The organism is Nitrobacter sp. TKz-YC02 (genome assembly GCF_049852135.1).
Taxonomy (GTDB): Bacteria; Pseudomonadota; Alphaproteobacteria; order Rhizobiales; family Xanthobacteraceae; genus Nitrobacter; species Nitrobacter vulgaris.
The window spans coordinates 3,043,382-3,060,339 of the sequence record NZ_CP180728.1 but is presented as its reverse complement, the minus strand read 5'-3'; the positions used below and the strand labels follow the sequence as shown (position 1 = coordinate 3,060,339).

Genomic DNA, 16,958 nt, shown 5'->3' with positions numbered 1-16,958 from the left:
GCTCGTCAGCAGATCGGTCTCGGACCGGGAGCGACGTTCAGGATTGCTCCCGCCGCGACTGCCTCTTACGCTTGCGACAGTTCCGAATCGCCTCCCGCCTTCTCACGCTCAGGAGACTTCCGCATGTCGTCATCGTCGCTGTTTCGCGCCGCCTTGCTCGCGCTGGCCGTGTGCTTCGGCCTGTCCTCTTCTGCCAGCGCCGACAGCGGCACGGTGACGCTGACCATCTACAAGGGCGGCTGGATCATCGGCGCCTCCGCTGGCGGCGGTACGCTCACCTTCCACGGACGGCGATATCCGCTTTCGGTCGGCGGATTGGATTATGGCTTGGTGTTCGGCGGATCGAAGACCGTATTGCACGGCCAGGTCAGCCGCATCAGCCGACCGTCCGATGTCGCCGGCGTTTACGGCGCGGCCGGGGCGGGGCTGGCGATCGGCGGCGGCGCCCGCGCCATCGTGTTGAGCAACCAGAAGGGCGCGGTGCTGGAGCTTTCCGGCCGTCAGGTCGGCCTGATGGCTAACGCCGATCTCTCTGGCCTTGCGATCTCTATGAAGTAGTGGTCGCCCTAGCGCGGCGAGCCCGCGCTAGATGTGAGCGCCGCGGTTATAACCTTCGATCAGCTGGTTGTAGTCGCGGAGCAGCCGCGGCGGCGAGCCCTCGACCATCCAGCCGCCACCGCCGCCGAGCATCATGCGGTCGCCCTGACTGTAAGGCACCTTGTCACGGATGCGGCGCATCAGTTGCTTCGCCGAGGTCAGATATGATTTGGCGCTGCTGACAAAGAACGAGCCGAGTTTCGCATCGCCGTCCTTGCCCGATGCCTCTTCGGCCGCCTTCACTGTAGTCTCATACTCGGTCAGCGCCTGCGTGATCGCCGCGATGTCGGGCTTGTCGGTGTTTTCCGCGCGCAACAGGCGCTTGGCCTGGACCATCAGCGCCTCGACGTAGTAGTGCGTTTTGCGGCCTTCCTTCGCCTCGATCGCGGCGAGTTGTTCCGCCGCCTGCTTGTCCTTGATGGCCTCGACACCGGCGCGCAGCTGTTTGTCGGCGCTCGCGAATGCGTCCCACGCCGCGACAAGGCGCGGATGCATCTCCTTGCCCTTGGCCATCTTGTCGTCCTTGTAGTTCTCCTGCTCGTAATACTCGTCGGCCTCCTTCAGCAGCGGCTCGAGCTTGCCGACGGCGTCGGCGTAAGCGGAAGCAGCAGATTCGAGTTCGGCGTCGCGCGGCTCCGCCGCGTTGGCCTTCTCGACGTCCTTCTTGCAGTCGGTCGTGTCGTAGATGGTGTAGGTGCCGTAGATAATGCGCTCCTTGCCCGTCGGCCCGGTCTTCTTCGCCCATGAGAAGTAACGGTTGCGCGACTCATACGACCGCTCCGAGAGGCGATTGATGCAGCCGACATAAGCGTTGAGCTTTTCGACGAGCGGCGAGGGGGACGAGGAGGGGGGCGTCTTGTCTTGTGCGGCGGCGGGAGCGAGGGACATGCCGAAGGCTGCGGCAGACAACAGGGCAATCGCCCGAAACGGCGTCATGGTTCTCTATCCCTCGCGATGCTGACAATCCCCGCATTTGTCGCACGAATCGCGAGGAGGTTCATGTGGTGTTTTGCTGTAGGCCCTACGAACCGCTAGGCAGATTCGTAGGGCGGAATTAAATCCGCCATATCGGGTTAGCCAAAGACGTAACCCGCCGCCAGTTCGGTTAGGCCGAATTGGCGGATGACGCTTCGCTAATCCGCCCTACGCGCTATTGCTTGAAACCGCGCCTTACCTTCATGTAGGAAGCAGGCTTTCGAGAAAAGCCCCACGTCTACTTTGTTGGGCAAGCGTATGTCCTGCATATCCGGCAAAGGTTTTGACTCAGGATCGTATGTACGGTCAATCTGGGAGATGAAAGCGAGAATAACGCTGGTCTGTCGCGCGAATTTTTGAAGGGCGACAATTTGCGCCGAAAGCTCAGGCTTGTCTCGCCGTTGGTCAAGGATTTGCAGATAGTCGATAACGGCGACCGTCCCTCGGGGGGCATCGGCAAGATAGCGCACGATATTGTCCGCGCAAATCTCATCGGAGGTCACGATTTCCAGAGCGTTGCCGAGGTCCGACGTTTCGCCTTCCAGTGATCGAATACGTTCTCTGGTCTCTTGCTCATTATATTCGAGCGTGAAGAACACCCCTTTCCTGCCGTCACGGATTGCATCGAGCAGGAGCCGAATCCCCAGCAGGGTCTTTCCGTGTCCGGGCCGCGCTCCCAGTACGAGCATATCGCCATCGGAAAGCTGGGACAGCATTTCACTCGCTGTCGCACACGTTGCAACTCGGGCGGAAAGCAGGCTCCACCCTGCAAAACCCTCATCGCGTGCGATGCGGTCCAATGCCGTGTGCAGGGGAATTTTTTCATCCCGAGCCAATAGCTTGGCTCGACGCTTCAGTTGATAGATTGGAGCGGAAAGCTTCATCAAGGAACCTCCATTTCGAGCAGGAAATGCAATCCCTCCTTATGCGACGCTCGAACAGATGGTTCGATGATCTCAATACCCCGTATGAACGATACTTCCCCGATGGGAGGGAGGAGGCGCGGGCCAAGCCTGTCTGCTAACTATAGCCCAATGTGCGTGTCGCGAAAATCCAAAAAACACGCGACACAAGGGTCCGAATCGACAGGCGTGCCCTACATATTCACAACACCTTATTACTCTCCTTCACCTTATCCGCATCGAGATAAACGCTCGATCCCATCTCCTTAAACCTCGCGCTCATCTCCTTCATGCCAGCCTGTGCTGCATCCGGATAGAGCGCGGCCTTCTCGTTATCTCCGAGCGTTGCGGCGTAGTCGCGTACGTCCTGCGTGATCTTCATCGAACAGAACTTCGGCCCGCACATCGAGCAGAAATGCGCGACCTTGTGCGCGTCCTTTGGCAGCGTCTCGTCGTGAAACGCCACCGCCGTGTCGGGATCGAGACCGAGGTTGAACTGATCCTGCCAGCGGAATTCGAAGCGAGCGCGGCTCAATGCGTCGTCGCGCAGTTGCGCGGCCGGATGGCCCTTGGCGAGGTCGGCGGCGTGCGCCGCGATCTTGTACGTAATCACGCCGACCTTCACGTCGTCGCGGTTCGGCAGGCCCAGGTGCTCCTTCGGCGTCACGTAGCACAGCATGGCGCAGCCGAACCAGCCGATCATCGCGGCGCCAATGCCGGACGTGATGTGGTCGTAGCCCGGCGCGATGTCGGTGGTCAGCGGTCCCAGCGTATAGAACGGCGCTTCGCCGCATTCTTTCAGCTGCTTGTCCATGTTGATCTTGATCTTGTGCATCGGCACATGGCCGGGGCCTTCGATCATCACCTGACAGCCCTTCTTCCAGGCGATCTGCGTGAGTTCGCCGAGCGTTTCCAGTTCGGCGAACTGCGCGCGGTCGTTGGCGTCCGCGATCGAGCCGGGGCGCAGACCGTCCCCGAGCGAGAACGAGACATCATACTTGCGCATGAGATCGCAGATTTCCTCGAAATGCGTGTAGAGGAAGCTCTCCTTGTGGTGGGCGAGGCACCACTTCGCCATGATCGAACCGCCGCGCGAGACGATGCCGGTGACGCGGTCGGCGGTGAGGTGGATGTAGGGCAGGCGCACGCCAGCGTGGATGGTAAAATAATCCACGCCCTGTTCGCACTGCTCCACCAGCGTGTCGCGATAAAGCTCCCATGTCAGCTTGACCGGATCGCCGTCGCACTTCTCCAGCGCCTGATAGATCGGCACCGTTCCGATCGGGACAGGCGAGTTGCGCAAAATCCATTCGCGCGTGGTGTGGATGTTGCGGCCGGTCGAGAGATCCATCACGGTATCGGCGCCCCAGCGGATCGCCCACACCATCTTGTCCACTTCCTCCTCGACCGAGGAGGTCACTGCGCTGTTGCCGATGTTGGCGTTGATCTTCACCAGAAAGTTGCGGCCGATGATCATCGGCTCGAGTTCGGCGTGGTTGATGTTCGACGGAATGATGGCGCGGCCGCGCGCGATCTCCTCGCGCACGAATTCCGGCGTAATAAACGCGGGGACGGAGGCGCCGAAGGATTCGCCGTCGGCCAGCGCGGCTTCGGCGCGTTCGAGTTGTTGTTTGCGTCCGAGGTTCTCTCGCTCGGCGACGTAAATCATCTCCTTGGTGATGATGCCTGCGCGGGCGAATTCAAGCTGGGTGATCGGCGCATCGCCGATGCCCCGCAGCGGCTTGTGGTGTGCTGTGAACGCGGCTGCAGCGTGCTTTGCTCCGACATTGCCGTTGTCTTCGGGCTTGATGACGCGGCCGTCATATTCCTCGACGCCGCCGCGTTCCTTCACCCAGGCGAGGCGCGTGCGCGGCAGGCCGGCGTTAACGTCGATAACGACGCTCGGGTCGGTATAGGGACCGGACGTGTCGTAGACTGGCAGGTTCGGCTCGCCTGCGCCCTCAGAGAGAATGATCTCGCGCAGCGGCACCCGCAGGTCCGGCGCGGCATCGGGCGCGGAGAAAATCTTGCGAGACGAGGGCAGGGCACCGGTGGTGACGGCGGGGCGCGTGGTGTCCGGATTGGGGCGGATGTTCATGGCGTTTCTCCGGTTCGAGACCAGTCGTTGTGGGTCAATGCGAATAAACGAGAAGGCAGAAGACGGCACCTCATGCGGTTTCAATCACCTGTTCGAGCCAGGCTTTCACCCGCGCATCTGGATCTGGGTTCTGTGTGATGTCGCTGACCACGGCGATCGAGTCCGCGCCGGCAGCATAAATCTCTGGCGCTTGCTCCAGCTTGATGCCGCCGATTGCGACCAGCGGGACGTCGCCGACGCGCTTCTTCCATTCGGTGATTTTCGGAATCCCTTGCGGCGCAAAGCGCATCGATTTCAGCGTGGTCGGAAAAATCGGACCAAGCGCGATATAGTCCGGTTCGGCTGCGAGCGCGGTTTCGAGTTCGGCGTCGTCATGGGTGGAGAGGCCGAGTGTGAGCCCGGCTTTGCGGATCTCGTGGACGTTGGCCGTCGCCAGATCCTCCTGGCCGAGATGGAGATGCTTCGCTCCGGCCACGATGGCGGCGCGCCAGTAGTCGTTGACAACCAGCCGCACCGGCGTGCCCTTGACGATCTCCAGCGCATCGCTGACGAGCTGCAGTGCTTCGCCATCGTTGAGATCTTTTGCGCGCAACTGCACTGTGCCGACGCCGAGCCCGATCAGGCGGCGCAACCAGTCCAGTGTGTCGACGACAGGATAAAAGCGATCAGGATACGGCATGCCAGAACGGTGTCCCTACGACGGGGGTTGATGGCGAGGCGAAGTCGCGGGCCTCCATCAGGCCCGCCTCATAAGCGCTGCGGCCGGCCTCCACCGCGAGCTTGAAAGCGCCAGCCATGACAACTGGATCGGCGGCCTTGGCGACGGCTGTGTTGAGGAGCACGGCGTCGTAGCCGAGTTCGCAGGCCAGCGCGGCGTGGCTCGGCGCGCCGAGTCCGGCATCGACGACGAGTGTGATATCGGGCAAGCGTTCGCGCAGCAGCTTCAAGGCGTCGCGGTTGGTGATGCCTTTCGCGCTGCCGATCGGCGCGGCCCACGGCATCACCACCTTGCAGCCCGCCTCGACAAGCCGCATCGCGACGCCGAGATCTTCGGTGCAATAGGGAAACACGTCAAAACCATCCTTGATGAGGACGGTGGCAGCTTCGACGAGTCCAACCACATCAGGCTGCAGCGTGTCGTCGTCGGCGATGACTTCGAGCTTGATCCAGGAGGTGCCGAACAGTTCGCGAGCAAGTTTTGCCGTCGTGATGGCTTCACGCACGCTTTTGCACCCAGCGGTGTTCGGCAACACCGTGACATCGAGCTCACGGATCAACGACCAAAAGGCGTCGCCGGTTTTGCCGCCTGCGGTTTCCCGCCGCAGCGATACCGTGACGATCTGGCTGCCCGCGGCGCGGATCGCGTCCTGCATGATTTTCGGCGACGGATATAGCGCCGTGCCGATTAGGAGGCGCGAGGAGAATTGGCGATCATAGAATTTCAGCATGGCTCGGCTCGTACCGGTAAAGGTAGGGAAGTAAAATTCGCGTTGTTCATTGCGATCTCACCCGCCTTGCCGCGGCGTGATGATCTCGATCTCATCGCCGCTCTTGAGCGTCGTATCCGCCCATCGGCTTTTCGGCAGCACGTCAAGATTCAGAGCGATTGCGACGTGCGTGCCTTCATAGTCGAGCTCGCTCAGCAGGGCGTCCACGGTCTGCGCTGCGATCTCGCGCCGTTCGCCGTTGACGATCACTTGCATTGCATCACCTCGTTGTCGATCTCTCCGCGCGCGACATAGCCGAGCGTCAGTTCCGCGAGCGCCGGAGCCAGCAGGAAGCCGTGACGGTAAAGCCCGTTGACCGCGATCCGATTCTTGTCGATCGCGATGCGCGGCAGGTTGTCGGGAAAGGCGGGCCGCAGGCCTGCGCCGATCTCCACGATCCGCGCCTCGCCGAACGCCGGGTGCACCGCGTAAGCGGCGCTGAGCAGTTCCAGCGCGGAACGGACGCTGACGCTGTCGTCCTCGCATTCGATCGAGGTGGCGCCGATCATGAAGCGGTGGTGTTCGCGTGGAATGATGTAGAGCGGCCATCGCGGATGCAGGAGTCGCACCGGGCGCGACAGCATGATCTCGTCAGTTTCGACGATAATCTCCTCGCCCTTGACGCCCCGCAGGTTCGGAAACGTGTCGCGCGCGGCGAGGCCGCGGCAATCGATCGCCAGACCCTCAATGTCGACTGGTTCTGGCGCGCTGCCAAATTCGATTTGGCCGCCGGCCGCGCGGATGCGCGCATGCAGTTCAGGTAACACGCGGCGCGGCTCGACATGGCCTTCGTCCGGAAAGAACAGCGCTTCACGAAATCGTCCATCGAGCGATGGTTCGAGCTTGCTCACGTCGTCGCGCTGAAGGTGTCGGTGTCCTGATGTCATCCGCGCGAAACGCTCGAAATCCGAGCGGTCGCGTGGATGCGCCACCACAAGAGAGCCGTTGAAAGACGTACCGGGAGCATGTTCGCGCCATAGCGCGAGCGAGCGAAGGCCGAGACGCGAGACGAGAGGTTCGGACACCTCGGATTCGCACCACGGTGCGAGCATGCCGCCGGCCCAGTGGCTGGTGGCATGCGCCATCGCGTTGTCGCCGCGTTCGTGGAGCGTGACCGCGTGTCCAGCCTTCGCGAACAGCAACGCCTGCCACGCGCCGGCAATACCTGCACCGATCACCCCGATCGGGGGCGTCCCCCGCTTCTCCCGCGTCTTCTGAAGCATCCCTGTCCCTTCGCCGGCATGACCCGGATCAGGTTCAAAGGGTCACCGCGGTCCCTGCAATCCGTCTTCGGATTACGAGCTTGCGGTATCTCAGCTCCCTGACGGAGCACCCCTCGGAACATCTCTAATCTAGACCGAAAGGCAGGGGTGTCAACGCGCGGCAGTTAAATAATGGAGGCGGTTCCATGATTGGCGTTTTGCTGGACGTTTTCGCGGTCGCCGCGCTCGGCGCGGTTCGCGGCGCTTCGCAACGGAGCAATCACGCGTCTATCGCTGCTCGACAGCTACCGCATCGACGCGACGCTACTCGACCCCGTATCGCCGGCAGTTCAGTGCGGCACGATCGATAGCGGCGCACCGGGGATTCGCGCGTCGGCGCTCATGGTCTCGTGCGTGGAGCGCTGGAGCCGTTGCCGTTTCGCCACGTAGTAGTAACCGCCGGCGTAATAAGCCACCGCGCGGTCGTGGTTGCCGTGAGCTGCCTGGTATGCGCCCGCGAGATATTTGACTGCATAGGTGAGGTTGGTTTCAGGATCGAGCAGGCCTTCAGCAGTGCCGGTGTAGCCGAGGCCACGAGCGGTCGCGAGCTTGATCTGCATCATGCCATAGTTTCCGCGATGAACCACGCGTGGATTGTAGCGACTTTCACGCATGATGACGCGGTGAACCAGCTCGACAGGAACGCCGTTGGCTTGCGCATGTGCCGCCACCATCGGTGCGTAGTCCGCGTGTTGCGCGGTCGATGGCTGCGGCCATGCCATCGCGACAAAAACAAGAAGCGGACCGAATTTGCGTAAATTTGTCACGGGCACCCCTTCATGATTTGCTTTTTTACCGCCTCAATCTTGCCTTTCCTATGGCAAAAAGGGCGAAATAGGAAGCTCATGAATCAGCCTGCCGAGGGCGTAATGCCAAAGGAACTCTTTGATCGTGTGGCGTCGTGTTGCGGCGTTTAGCTACACGAGGGGCGCTTGCGGAATGTCGCAAATTTGTCGCGAGAGGGAGTCAGGATCGAGTAATGCGAACTCTCGGCGAGTTGCGCTACAATTCGCAGACAAAAAAGCAGATGGGAGAAGCGTCATGGTCGCTGCCGTATCTGATGATTTGCCCCACCAAAATCCTTGTGCGCAGTGCGGTCGTCTGATTGCCGCACCAGTATGGTTTGAAAACGGACCGCGCCGAACAGCGTATCTCTGGCAATGCGTTCACTGTGGCTATCAGTTCGAAACCGTCGCGTTCTTTCGCGAGGCGAACAACGAGCCGCGTGCACACGCTGCTTAGCGGCGTCGTTTCGACCGGCTGCACTGTAAATCTTGAGAAACGCAAATCTTGAGAAACGACGGTGTCGCTGTTTGCGATGGCACATCGCTCTCGGTCATTGGTCGCGCTGCTGCGTGTCGGCGTAGCTTGCGTGCGTCGTTCGAAATCTCCGCACATCTTTGTGTTGTTTTATCCGATTGGAACGGGATTTATCGAAGGTGTTCCGTGGAACCACTCTTGGCATCATGGGTTCTCGCTACTCCATTTAAACTGAAGGAGAGCACACTGATGATCTCGAAACATATGACGGTCGCGTTGATTGGCTCCGCGCTGTTGGCGACGGCGGCGGTTGCCCAGACACCAAACACCATGATGATGAATGCTCCGGCCGCTACCACATCAGTGTCAGGCTATCATGGCACTTGGCGTTCGTCGAAGTTGGTCGGTCTCAACGTTTATAACGATACCAACGACAAGCTCGGCTCGATCAGCGATCTTCTGTTGGACAAGAATGGAACGATCAAAGCTGCGGTGATCGGCGTGGGCGGCTTCCTAGGCGTTGGTGAGCGTCTGGTTGCGGTACCGTTCGACAAGCTAAAGTTTGTCGACACACCTGCGCAGGCATCGGCCTCGGGAAGTGGCGCAGGTACGGGGACCACCACGGGCTCTGCGACATCCGCGCCGGCTACGGTCAATACGACGAAAGCGGACAAGAGTTCATGGTATCCGGATCACGCAGTCTTCAGCGCGACCAAGCAACAGCTGGAGGCGATGCCTGAATTCAAATACTCGACCTGAGCCGCCAGATAGACGGCAGAATAATCAACGCGCCCGGTTTTTACCGGGCGTGTTTATTCGTGCAGAGCTTCGTTTGGACGGAGGAGGGACGCGATGAATGCCGGGGAGCATCGGGAACTTGGACCCTCACAGCGCCGGCAATGTCTTGATCTCGACGTTCACGGTGCCTGCCGCTTCGGCGATCACGCGCAGCGTCTTTGAATCGAAGGCGATGCCCGCAAGCTTCAGACTGCTGATCTCTGCCGTGACCCTGGCGCTGTTCTCATTTCTCTGAAGGTCCGCGATCATCGCGGCGATCTTCTCTCGTGCATTCGATGCGAACGGTTTGAGGTCGAGCACTGTCTTCTCGGCCAAGGCGTGTTGCAGATAGGGCAATGCCGTTTGCGCGGCGGCGCCGAGCAGGCCGAACGCGGCTTCGGATTCGACCGCAAGCTGGATGTCTGTCAGACGTACGATCTGCTGGGCCTGGTCGAGAACGGGTCTACCCCTGATGTGGATTGTGGCCTCGCCGCCGAAACCGAACCAGCTCTTCTTCTCTTTCGCATGAACAAGAAGCGAGATCAGAAGGCGGTCGCCCGCGGCCGCGACGCTGACTTGTTTGACAGTGACCTCAGCCGCGCCGCTATCATCTTCGGGGAATGTCTTGCCGGCGAGTTGTGCTCTGAGGATCTTGGTAATGTCGGTGAAGGACATGTCGATCGGAACGCCGATATTCAGTTTTCCCGTCGTGGCCGGAACGATGGCGAGCGTCTGGGGAAACGGACAGTCGGGTTTGGTCGCCGCGATCGTGATCCGCGTCTCGGCTTCGACGCCAAGTGTCAACGTGACGTTGCTGGTGTCAATGCGCGGTTGAGCCGCGATGGCGCGCACCGGCTTCAGCTCGAGGTAAAGATCCTGAAACCCGCCTGCACCCTGTAATGGAATCGAGCGGCACATCTGTGTCCACTGCCGCCGCGCGTTGCGTTCCAGGGCGGGATCGTTGCGGATGCGCTGCTGCAGGCTTGCGATCTGTTCGTTGACTGCCCTGTCGATGACGGGCTTGACCTGTGACGGCACATTGAGGCGTGCGCCCGCGACCGAGAGGTTGGTGTCCCCAAGATTGACCTGCGCGGTTATACCGGGATCGATACGCCAGTTTTCGGCCAGCGCCGGCCGTGCCGTCATCACGACGTTGCCCTTGATCTCGGCATTGGCGTTCAGATTCTTGATGTTCACGCGGCCGACCCGTTTGGCGATGTCGCCGCCGAGTACGCCCGCGAGCGCGTTGCCGACCGCATCCTGGGCGTTGGCGGATAGCGATCCAGTAACCCTGACAGCGCCGGTCAACGGCGTCGACAGCGACAGCACGCCGTTGACGCCCGTGGCGCTGATCGCGCCGCGGGATGCGGTCCAACCGATGTCCGCGTTTTGGAGAATCTGCGCCGCCGGATTGTCGGCCTTGCCAGCGAAGTTATGCGGAGCCGCGCGCTCGGCGGCGTCGCGAATGAGCGTCAGGGGTATCTTGATCGGCGCGACGATGCTCGAATTGCGGTTGACGGGGGGGAGCGGTGGCAATGTCGCTAGGGCAGGCTTGTCGATGTCGCGCGGCGACAACCAGTCCACGGCCTTGAGACCGACAAGAAACGAGACCGCAAGGATCACGATGCCGAGCAGGATGGTCTTGAGGTTAAACCCAGGCCGCATTGGCTCCCCGACTTAATCACCCACCGATGCGGGGACCAGATGCGGGAAATTTGGCTAAAAAACGCCCAGCACGATCGCACCCACGAAGGCGAGTGCGATGTAGGCGGTCAGGATGCTCATGTGACCCGCGAAAGTCATGCGACCTCACGCCATTTGTTCGTCGTAACGCAGCGTCCTGCAATCGGTTCCAGTCTCGCCACCCATCTTTTATGGCGCACCGCAACGGCGTGGTTAAAAATGACTGAAAACAACACATTGAAGAAGCTTTAAATAAATTCGTTGAACGTGCGCGGATGACGCGCAGAGTTGCCTTGTATTTTGTCGGCTCCCTCGTCCTCGTATCGTTGGCCGGTTGCGGGCGCGGTTTTTTTCAGACTGCGGAGCGCGAACCGTGGCGGGCCGAGGCTGAAGCTGCATGTCTGAAATCCGGCGAAGTCAGGGAGAGTGCCGATCTCGTTCGCATCCGTCCGATCAATGGCCCCGGCATTTGCGGCGCGGAATTTCCCCTGAAGGTCTCGGCGCTCGGTGAGAACCCGGCGTACGGCTTTGCCGACGAGGATCTTAGGCCCCCCGCGTCAATCGGCCGCCAGCCGCGCTGGCCGATCGCGCAGCCCGCCTACCGGACGCCGCCGCCATCCTACCCCGAAACACCAACTCCTCAGCCCGCCTCCGGCGACGGATCGAACGGGCTGGTCTCGCTGACCGCGCCCGGCGTCTATCCTGCCGAGGGTCGGATTGAGTTGCCGCCGGACGGACCGCAGGATAATCACGCATCGCCGAACGACCATTACGGACAGTCGTATCCGCGGCCGCAGCCTCAGTCCTATAGCGGCACACGGTCCTCCGCGTATCCGGCAACGCCTGCGCTGGATTCGTCACAGAACCCATCGCTGCGTCTCGGACCTGCGCGCGGGTCCGTCACCAGCGCGGTCGGTCCCGTCGTGGTGAAGCCTTCCGCGACGCTTGCCTGCCCGATCGTCGCAGCGCTCGATCGCTGGCTAGCGGATGCGGTACAGCCGGCGTCGATGCGTTGGTTCGGCGCGCGCGTGGTCGAGATCAAGCAGATCTCGGCCTATTCCTGCCGTGGCATGAACGGCAATCCGCGCGCGCATATTTCCGAGCACGCCTTCGGGAATGCGTTGGATATCGCTGGTTTCACGCTGGCGGATGGACGATACGTTTCAGTGCAGCACGGCTGGAAGGGTTTGCCGGAAGAGCAGGGTTTCCTTCGCGATGTGGAAGCGTCGGCCTGTCAGCGCTTCGCCACGGTGCTGGCGCCGGGCTCCAACGTCCATCACTATAATCATATCCATGTCGATCTGATGCGCCGCGCAAGTCGCCGAATGGTCTGCAACCCAGCTGCGGTATCGGGCGAGGATATTGCCGCACGCGCAGCCGCGCGCGGTTCGTATGCCAGCCGCGAGCCGGCTGTCACGGGATCGTTTGGCGGTCGCAAGAACCATTCGCACAGTTACGCCAGCGAGGCGGATTACGACGAATAGTGGCGTCGAGCGCCGGCGGTCATATTCACTGCTGTTTGGTGTTCGGCGGAGTCGATCTTGATCGTCTTTCCACCTGCCGCGGAGTTTCGTTGGCGAGGGGTCCGGCGCGCCGAACCCCTCATTCACAGTGAAACACGCTTTCCTCAAGAGAACCGCAAGTTCACTTCGATTCAAAACGCTTTGCGGATATCAGCCAGCCTGTAAGCCGGGTTCTGTAGGGCACCGCACACTTACGCATACGATACGTGACGGCCATTCCTCTGGGACAACGTTTGCACGTTGCCTCATGCAACCTACCCGGACAGCGAGCCCGACATAGCCCTGCGATGTTATCGCCCAAGGCGAACCTCTCGCGACGCCGTCCCTATTCGGTTTTGCTCCCGGTGGGGTTTGCCATGCCGTTCCCGTTGCCGGAAACGCGGTGCGCTCTTACCGCACCTTTTCACCCTTACCGCTCTCGCCCTCCTTCTTCCGGCAAGCGGAAGGAGAGGGTGGAAGCGGCGGTTCGTTCTCTGTGGCACTGTCCCTAGGGTCACCCCCGCCGGATGTTATCCGGCACCGCATGTCGATGGAGCCCGGACTTTCCTCCCCCGCAAGCCTTTCGGCCCGAGCGGGAGCGGCCGTCCAGCTGACTGACACGGTACGCATGACCGCTGTGCACCGCGCCGTCAAGTCGAGCGCGATAATTCGGATATCTGGAAGGGAACTTGTATTGCCCTCCCGCCATTGGAGTATTGCGGCAATGTCTGCATGGGAGGTTGTAATGACCGATTTGCACCTTTGGCGTCCTACCCACGGAGGGGTCGAGGACATGCGCGGGATCGTGCCGGAGGAGAAAAACTATGCCATCGGCTGGACACTCAGCGCTTTCCTGACGCTAACGGTGGTAAGCGTGGTTTGGACGTTCGGATTCTGAGTTTGATGCAGCGATCTGGGGGCTTTTTTTGCGAGACGTCTGCGCGACATCCCGCCCCCTTGTGGTGCCGTGACAAATCAACATCTTTTTGTCATGGAGCGAGACGTGAGCAAGGATCACCGTGCGGAACTGGATCGGCATCTTGCCTGGTTGGAAGGTAGAATGCCGATACGATTTGCGAAATTTATGGGTTGGGTGCGCAAGCCCTCCTCGCGGCTGGTCCGCGTTCCGTTGGCGATGGCGTTGATCATTGGCGGCATTTTCAGTTTTCTACCGGTTCTCGGGCTGTGGATGTTGCCTCTCGGTCTTATTTTGATCGCGCAAGATCTGCCGTTCTTGCAGGGACCGATGGCCCGGATGCTGGGGTGGATCGAGCGCAAATGGATGGAGCGAAAAGCCGCGAAACGCATGTCGTAAGGCTTCGCACGACTATTCCATTTCGGGCTCTCTGGGGCCAAGACCGTCTCGATATCGGACAGCGACGCGGCTCAAATGCCCCAAAAAGCATGAAAAACAGGGCCCACGGCGGTGAAAGACGGTAAAAATTGTCTTTAACGAATCAGTATGCTGATTCATTTTATTCTCCTGGGTCAATCGGGAGACCAAGGTATGAACGTTATTGTTTTCGCATCGCGTAAAGGCGGCTCAGGCAAAAGCACCCTGGCCGCTCATCTTGCCGCACAAGTTCATAAGGCTTCGAGGCCCTGCCTCCTGGTCGATGCCGATCCGCAGGGATCGCTGACGCTTTGGCACAAGTTGCGCGGCACCAACGAGCCTCCGATCCGGACAGCCAATCGCTCCGTCACCGAAATCATCAACGCCGCGAAGCGTGACGGCTTCGAGTGGGTCTTTATCGACACGCCTCCGAATCTGACGGCCGTCGTCGATGACGCCATCCGGAATGCGACCATGGTTGTGATTCCCGCGCGACCCGGCGTGTTCGACGTCAATGCCGTTCAGGGTACCATCCAGAGCTGTCGGTCTGCCCGGAAGCCTTATGCGGTTGTCATCAATGGTGCGCCGGCGATGCGCGATGGCTCCGAAAGTCCGATCGTTACCATTGCGCGCGAGGCTCTGGCAAAATTCCGCGCTCCGGTTTGGAGTGGCCAGATTACAAATCGCGCCGACCTGCTGCTGGCGCTTGCACACGGCGAAGGGGCACGCGAATACGATTCCCAAGGCCGCGCTGCCTCGGAGATCGGACGGTTGTGGGCAGCGATTGAAAGGTCCGTCAAGGCGATCCGCGGATCTGTGTCCTCGGGCGGAGCCATGCATAAGCAGGCCGCCTGACTGTCGCTCGATGCTGGTGACAAAGCGCGCGGGTTTCGCGCGTTTTGTCTTTTTGTGCGAGAGCGTTTCGAGCAAAGCATGTCCTCGGGCTTGACCCGAGGATGGATACGGTTCGCGTGAAGAAAACGCGTCAGAGCAAATCAGACAGAGTTCGATCCGATCACGACGGCCAGCGTTGCGCTTTGCTGACGACGAAATCTCGGAAAGCCTGAACCCGCGCCACGGATTTCAGCTCTTCCGGATATACGAAATAAGTATCGAGCTGAATCGAATCGGATTCGCGAAACAACTGAACCAGCAGGTTGTTCCCCCCGACCAGATAATCCGGCAGCGCCGCTATGCCGAGACCTTGCTGACAGGCGCTGAACAGGCCCAGTATGCTGTTGACGGTGAAGTAGGGTTCGTGCGGTCCTGAGCCGTTGCGAGCGGCATCGATCAGCCAGTTGCGGTTCTGGAGATGGGGCGATGCCTGCGTCTCGTTGAGCAGGATGATACGGTGCCCACTGAGTTCCTCAAGCGTTCGCGGGGTACCGAAACGCTTGACGTATTCGGTCGAACAATAGGCGTGGAAACATATTGCAAACAGCTTGCGCTGAATCAGGTCGGGCTGGGTCGGCTTGTATGTGCGGATCGCGATATCGGCTTCCCGCATCGACAGATCGAGCTCTTCGTCAGTCAAAAGCAGTGAGATCCTGATCTCCGGATACAGCGAGGTGAATTCGCCAAGGCGCGGTATCAACCAGTTGATGCCGACTCCCGGCGTGGTCGTCACCTTGAGGTCGCCGCTTGGTCTTTCCCGGCTGTCGGCGAGCTGGGCGCGCGCCGCCTGTAATTGCATGAAGACATCATGCGCGGTGCGGAACAGCAGATCACCCTGTTCGGTCAGGATCAGCCCCCGCGCATGACGATGAAACAGCGGGACCGAGAGTTCCTGCTCCAGCGCGCCGACCTGTCGCGATACAGCAGATTGTGACAGCCCGAGCTGTTCACCGGCGTGCGTGAAGCTCCCAGCCTCTGCCGCGGCGTGAAACACTTTTAGCTTGTCCCAATCCATGTCGGCACACTGCGCGGTTATTCTGCCGCAGCGCGGTCGCCCGCGTGCGCAGCGAGAAACCGTTCGGCTTCCAGCGCGGCCATGCAGCCCAGGCCGGCGGCCGTCACGGCTTGGCGATAAACCTCGTCCGCGACGTCGCCGGCGGCGAACAGCCCCGGCACAGACGTTGCTGTCGAGTTCGGCGCAACTTCGACGTAGCCCGACGGCTTCAGCTTGACCTTGCCCGTAACCAGTTCGGTCGCAGGTGCGTGGCCGATCGCGATGAACACGCCATCGGCTGCGACTTCGGTGAGTGCGCCGGTCTTGACGTCCCTCAGCCGCACATGGGTAACCTTGGGAGGATCCTCGCTGCCACAGATTTCGTCGATGGCGCTGTCCCAGACGACCTTGATCTTCGGATGCTTGAATGCGCGATCCTGCAGGATGCGTTCGGCGCGGAAGTGATCGCGGCGATGCACAAGGGTGACCTGTGAGGCGAAATTGGTAAGGAAGAGCGCTTCCTCCACCGCTGTGTTGCCGCCGCCGACTACGATCACGTTTTTACTACGATAGAAAAAGCCATCGCAGGTAGCGCATGCGGATACACCGAATCCCTTGAACTTGTCCTCGGATGGCAGCCCGAGCCAGCGCGCCTGCGCACCTGTTGCGAGGATCACGGTTTCGGCGAGATAGACCTCGCCGCTGTCGCAGGTTAGCCGGAACGGCCGCTGTGACACATCGAGGGAATTCACCGTATCGGTTACGATCCGGGTACCGACATGCGTCGCCTGCTTCTCCATCTGCTCCATCAGCCACGGCCCCTGGATCACGTCGGCGAAGCCGGGGTAATTTTCAACATCGGTCGTAATGGTGAGCTGGCCGCCCGGCTGGATGCCCTGGATTAGCACCGGCTCCAGCATGGCGCGTGCCGCATAGATCGCCGCCGTATAGCCCGCCGGCCCGGAGCCGATGATGACGACCTTGGCTTGGGTAGGGGCGGACATGGAATTGGAATCCCTATCGTAAGAAAATGGCTTTGCGCGCAAGGCACAAAATGGCCCGCGAAGGCTCGTAGAGGCGTGAGAAGCGTCGGGATCGACGCCTTCGATATCTGGCTAGCTATGCGAAAAATGCAACCCGTCGCTGCAACAATTCCTCTAAGCACCAAAGTGAACCTGGCGCAATAAAATTACG

The 16,958-nt window shown here is 60.6% G+C and carries 19 protein-coding genes, 1 other RNA gene and 1 riboswitch; of the genes, 8 read left to right on the top strand and 12 right to left on the bottom strand.

Annotated elements, in window-relative coordinates:
* The first annotated feature begins 123 nt into the window (after positions 1-123).
* Positions 124-558 (top strand): hypothetical protein, encoded by a 435-nt coding sequence (locus ACM561_RS14720; RefSeq protein WP_425905964.1) that lies wholly within the window; start codon positions 124-126, stop codon positions 556-558.
* 27 nt (positions 559-585) lie between these two features.
* Here ACM561_RS14720 and ACM561_RS14715 read toward each other — a convergent pair whose 3' ends face one another.
* The 8 genes from ACM561_RS14715 to ACM561_RS14680 all read right to left on the bottom strand — a co-directional run bounded on the left by ACM561_RS14715 (position 586) and on the right by ACM561_RS14680 (position 8,043).
* Positions 586-1,533, bottom strand: a complete 948-nt coding sequence (locus ACM561_RS14715; protein WP_425905962.1) for a YiiG family protein — start codon at positions 1,531-1,533, stop codon at positions 586-588.
* A 197-nt stretch (positions 1,534-1,730) separates the two neighbouring features.
* Complete coding sequence (locus tag ACM561_RS14710; RefSeq protein WP_425905960.1) at positions 1,731-2,456, bottom strand: DNA helicase; 726 nt, start codon at positions 2,454-2,456, stop codon at positions 1,731-1,733.
* Between the two features lie 220 nt (positions 2,457-2,676).
* Positions 2,677-4,572, bottom strand: coding sequence for a phosphomethylpyrimidine synthase ThiC (gene thiC, locus ACM561_RS14705; protein ID WP_425905958.1), 1,896 nt, complete (start codon positions 4,570-4,572; stop codon positions 2,677-2,679).
* A 70-nt stretch (positions 4,573-4,642) separates the two neighbouring features.
* Positions 4,643-5,251: a thiamine phosphate synthase gene (locus ACM561_RS14700; RefSeq protein WP_425905956.1), complete on the bottom strand. Its 609-nt coding sequence runs from the start codon at positions 5,249-5,251 to the stop codon at positions 4,643-4,645.
* Positions 5,238-6,020, bottom strand: coding sequence for a thiazole synthase (locus ACM561_RS14695; protein WP_425905955.1), 783 nt, complete (start codon positions 6,018-6,020; stop codon positions 5,238-5,240). The genes ACM561_RS14700 and ACM561_RS14695 overlap by 14 nt, the downstream gene beginning before the upstream one ends.
* Positions 6,021-6,077: 57 nt before the next feature.
* Entirely contained in the window at positions 6,078-6,275 is a 198-nt protein-coding gene (gene thiS / locus ACM561_RS14690) for a sulfur carrier protein ThiS (protein WP_425905954.1), read from the bottom strand.
* Positions 6,266-7,282 (bottom strand): FAD-dependent oxidoreductase, encoded by a 1,017-nt coding sequence (locus ACM561_RS14685; RefSeq protein ID WP_425905952.1) that lies wholly within the window; start codon positions 7,280-7,282, stop codon positions 6,266-6,268. Before ACM561_RS14685 ends, thiS begins: the two co-directional genes overlap by 10 nt.
* A riboswitch (TPP riboswitch) is annotated at positions 7,271-7,406 on the bottom strand. Its footprint overlaps the gene before it by 12 nt.
* 205 nt (positions 7,407-7,611) lie before the next feature.
* Positions 7,612-8,043 (bottom strand): transglycosylase SLT domain-containing protein, encoded by a 432-nt coding sequence (locus ACM561_RS14680; protein ID WP_425909764.1) that lies wholly within the window; start codon positions 8,041-8,043, stop codon positions 7,612-7,614.
* A 257-nt stretch (positions 8,044-8,300) separates the two neighbouring features.
* Here ACM561_RS14680 and ACM561_RS14675 point away from each other — a divergent pair, with 257 nt between their 5' ends.
* Together ACM561_RS14675 and ACM561_RS14670 are read left to right on the top strand one after the other, a co-directional pair.
* Positions 8,301-8,426, top strand: a complete 126-nt coding sequence (locus ACM561_RS14675; RefSeq protein ID WP_425905950.1) for a hypothetical protein — start codon at positions 8,301-8,303, stop codon at positions 8,424-8,426.
* 404 nt (positions 8,427-8,830) lie between these two features.
* Positions 8,831-9,340, top strand: a complete 510-nt coding sequence (locus tag ACM561_RS14670) for a PRC-barrel domain-containing protein (protein ID WP_425905949.1) — start codon at positions 8,831-8,833, stop codon at positions 9,338-9,340.
* Between the two features lie 126 nt (positions 9,341-9,466).
* Here the strand turns inward: ACM561_RS14670 and ACM561_RS14665 are convergent, their stop codons facing one another.
* Positions 9,467-11,023 (bottom strand): DUF4403 family protein, encoded by a 1,557-nt coding sequence (locus ACM561_RS14665; protein WP_425905948.1) that lies wholly within the window; start codon positions 11,021-11,023, stop codon positions 9,467-9,469.
* A 39-nt stretch (positions 11,024-11,062) separates the two neighbouring features.
* Between ACM561_RS14665 and ACM561_RS14660 the strand changes: the two genes are divergently transcribed.
* Complete coding sequence (locus ACM561_RS14660) at positions 11,063-11,293, top strand: hypothetical protein (RefSeq protein WP_425905946.1); 231 nt, start codon at positions 11,063-11,065, stop codon at positions 11,291-11,293.
* 23 nt (positions 11,294-11,316) lie between these two features.
* A complete protein-coding gene (locus ACM561_RS14655) occupies positions 11,317-12,525 on the top strand; it encodes an extensin family protein (protein ID WP_425905944.1) in 1,209 nt (402 codons plus the stop codon).
* A 185-nt stretch (positions 12,526-12,710) separates the two neighbouring features.
* Here the strand turns inward: ACM561_RS14655 and rnpB are convergent.
* An RNA gene (gene rnpB, locus ACM561_RS14650) (RNase P RNA component class A) lies at positions 12,711-13,161 on the bottom strand.
* Positions 13,162-13,288: 127 nt separating this feature from the next.
* Between rnpB and ACM561_RS14645 the strand changes: the two genes are divergently transcribed.
* The 3 genes from ACM561_RS14645 (at position 13,289) to ACM561_RS14635 (ending at position 14,731) form a co-directional block, all read left to right on the top strand.
* Complete coding sequence (locus ACM561_RS14645; protein ID WP_173816001.1) at positions 13,289-13,441, top strand: hypothetical protein; 153 nt, start codon at positions 13,289-13,291, stop codon at positions 13,439-13,441.
* 105 nt (positions 13,442-13,546) lie between these two features.
* Entirely contained in the window at positions 13,547-13,858 is a 312-nt protein-coding gene (locus tag ACM561_RS14640) for a hypothetical protein (RefSeq protein ID WP_425905942.1), read from the top strand.
* A gap of 192 nt (positions 13,859-14,050) precedes the next feature.
* A complete protein-coding gene (locus ACM561_RS14635; RefSeq protein ID WP_079447676.1) occupies positions 14,051-14,731 on the top strand; it encodes a ParA family protein in 681 nt (226 codons plus the stop codon).
* Between the two features lie 160 nt (positions 14,732-14,891).
* Here ACM561_RS14635 and ACM561_RS14630 read toward each other — a convergent pair whose 3' ends face one another.
* Both ACM561_RS14630 and trxB read right to left on the bottom strand, forming a co-directional pair.
* Positions 14,892-15,785 (bottom strand): LysR family transcriptional regulator, encoded by an 894-nt coding sequence (locus tag ACM561_RS14630; RefSeq protein WP_079447500.1) that lies wholly within the window; start codon positions 15,783-15,785, stop codon positions 14,892-14,894.
* Positions 15,786-15,802: 17 nt separating this feature from the next.
* Positions 15,803-16,768, bottom strand: coding sequence for a thioredoxin-disulfide reductase (trxB, locus tag ACM561_RS14625; protein WP_425905940.1), 966 nt, complete (start codon positions 16,766-16,768; stop codon positions 15,803-15,805).
* Between the last annotated feature and the right edge of the window lie 190 nt (positions 16,769-16,958).

Excerpts from the sequence above, each read along its gene's own strand:
- ACM561_RS14675 (WP_425905950.1), top strand. The coding sequence starts at position 8,301 with ATGCGAACTCTCGGCGAGTTGCGCTACAATTCGCAGACAAAAAAGCAG.
- ACM561_RS14660 (WP_425905946.1), top strand. The coding sequence starts at position 11,063 with ATGCGGGAAATTTGGCTAAAAAACGCCCAGCACGATCGCACCCACGAA.
- ACM561_RS14665 (WP_425905948.1), bottom strand. The coding sequence starts at position 11,023 with ATGCGGCCTGGGTTTAACCTCAAGACCATCCTGCTCGGCATCGTGATC.
- ACM561_RS14655 (WP_425905944.1), top strand. The coding sequence starts at position 11,317 with ATGACGCGCAGAGTTGCCTTGTATTTTGTCGGCTCCCTCGTCCTCGTA.
- thiS (WP_425905954.1), bottom strand. The coding sequence starts at position 6,275 with ATGCAAGTGATCGTCAACGGCGAACGGCGCGAGATCGCAGCGCAGACC.
- ACM561_RS14695 (WP_425905955.1), bottom strand. The coding sequence starts at position 6,020 with ATGCTGAAATTCTATGATCGCCAATTCTCCTCGCGCCTCCTAATCGGC.
- trxB (WP_425905940.1), bottom strand. The coding sequence starts at position 16,768 with ATGTCCGCCCCTACCCAAGCCAAGGTCGTCATCATCGGCTCCGGGCCG.
- ACM561_RS14680 (WP_425909764.1), bottom strand. The coding sequence starts at position 8,043 with ATGGCATGGCCGCAGCCATCGACCGCGCAACACGCGGACTACGCACCG.
- ACM561_RS14685 (WP_425905952.1), bottom strand. The coding sequence starts at position 7,282 with ATGCTTCAGAAGACGCGGGAGAAGCGGGGGACGCCCCCGATCGGGGTG.
- ACM561_RS14645 (WP_173816001.1), top strand. The coding sequence starts at position 13,289 with ATGACCGATTTGCACCTTTGGCGTCCTACCCACGGAGGGGTCGAGGAC.
- ACM561_RS14670 (WP_425905949.1), top strand. The coding sequence starts at position 8,831 with ATGATCTCGAAACATATGACGGTCGCGTTGATTGGCTCCGCGCTGTTG.
- ACM561_RS14630 (WP_079447500.1), bottom strand. The coding sequence starts at position 15,785 with ATGGATTGGGACAAGCTAAAAGTGTTTCACGCCGCGGCAGAGGCTGGG.
- ACM561_RS14700 (WP_425905956.1), bottom strand. The coding sequence starts at position 5,251 with ATGCCGTATCCTGATCGCTTTTATCCTGTCGTCGACACACTGGACTGG.
- ACM561_RS14635 (WP_079447676.1), top strand. The coding sequence starts at position 14,051 with ATGAACGTTATTGTTTTCGCATCGCGTAAAGGCGGCTCAGGCAAAAGC.
- ACM561_RS14710 (WP_425905960.1), bottom strand. The coding sequence starts at position 2,456 with ATGAAGCTTTCCGCTCCAATCTATCAACTGAAGCGTCGAGCCAAGCTA.
- ACM561_RS14720 (WP_425905964.1), top strand. The coding sequence starts at position 124 with ATGTCGTCATCGTCGCTGTTTCGCGCCGCCTTGCTCGCGCTGGCCGTG.
- ACM561_RS14715 (WP_425905962.1), bottom strand. The coding sequence starts at position 1,533 with ATGACGCCGTTTCGGGCGATTGCCCTGTTGTCTGCCGCAGCCTTCGGC.
- thiC (WP_425905958.1), bottom strand. The coding sequence starts at position 4,572 with ATGAACATCCGCCCCAATCCGGACACCACGCGCCCCGCCGTCACCACC.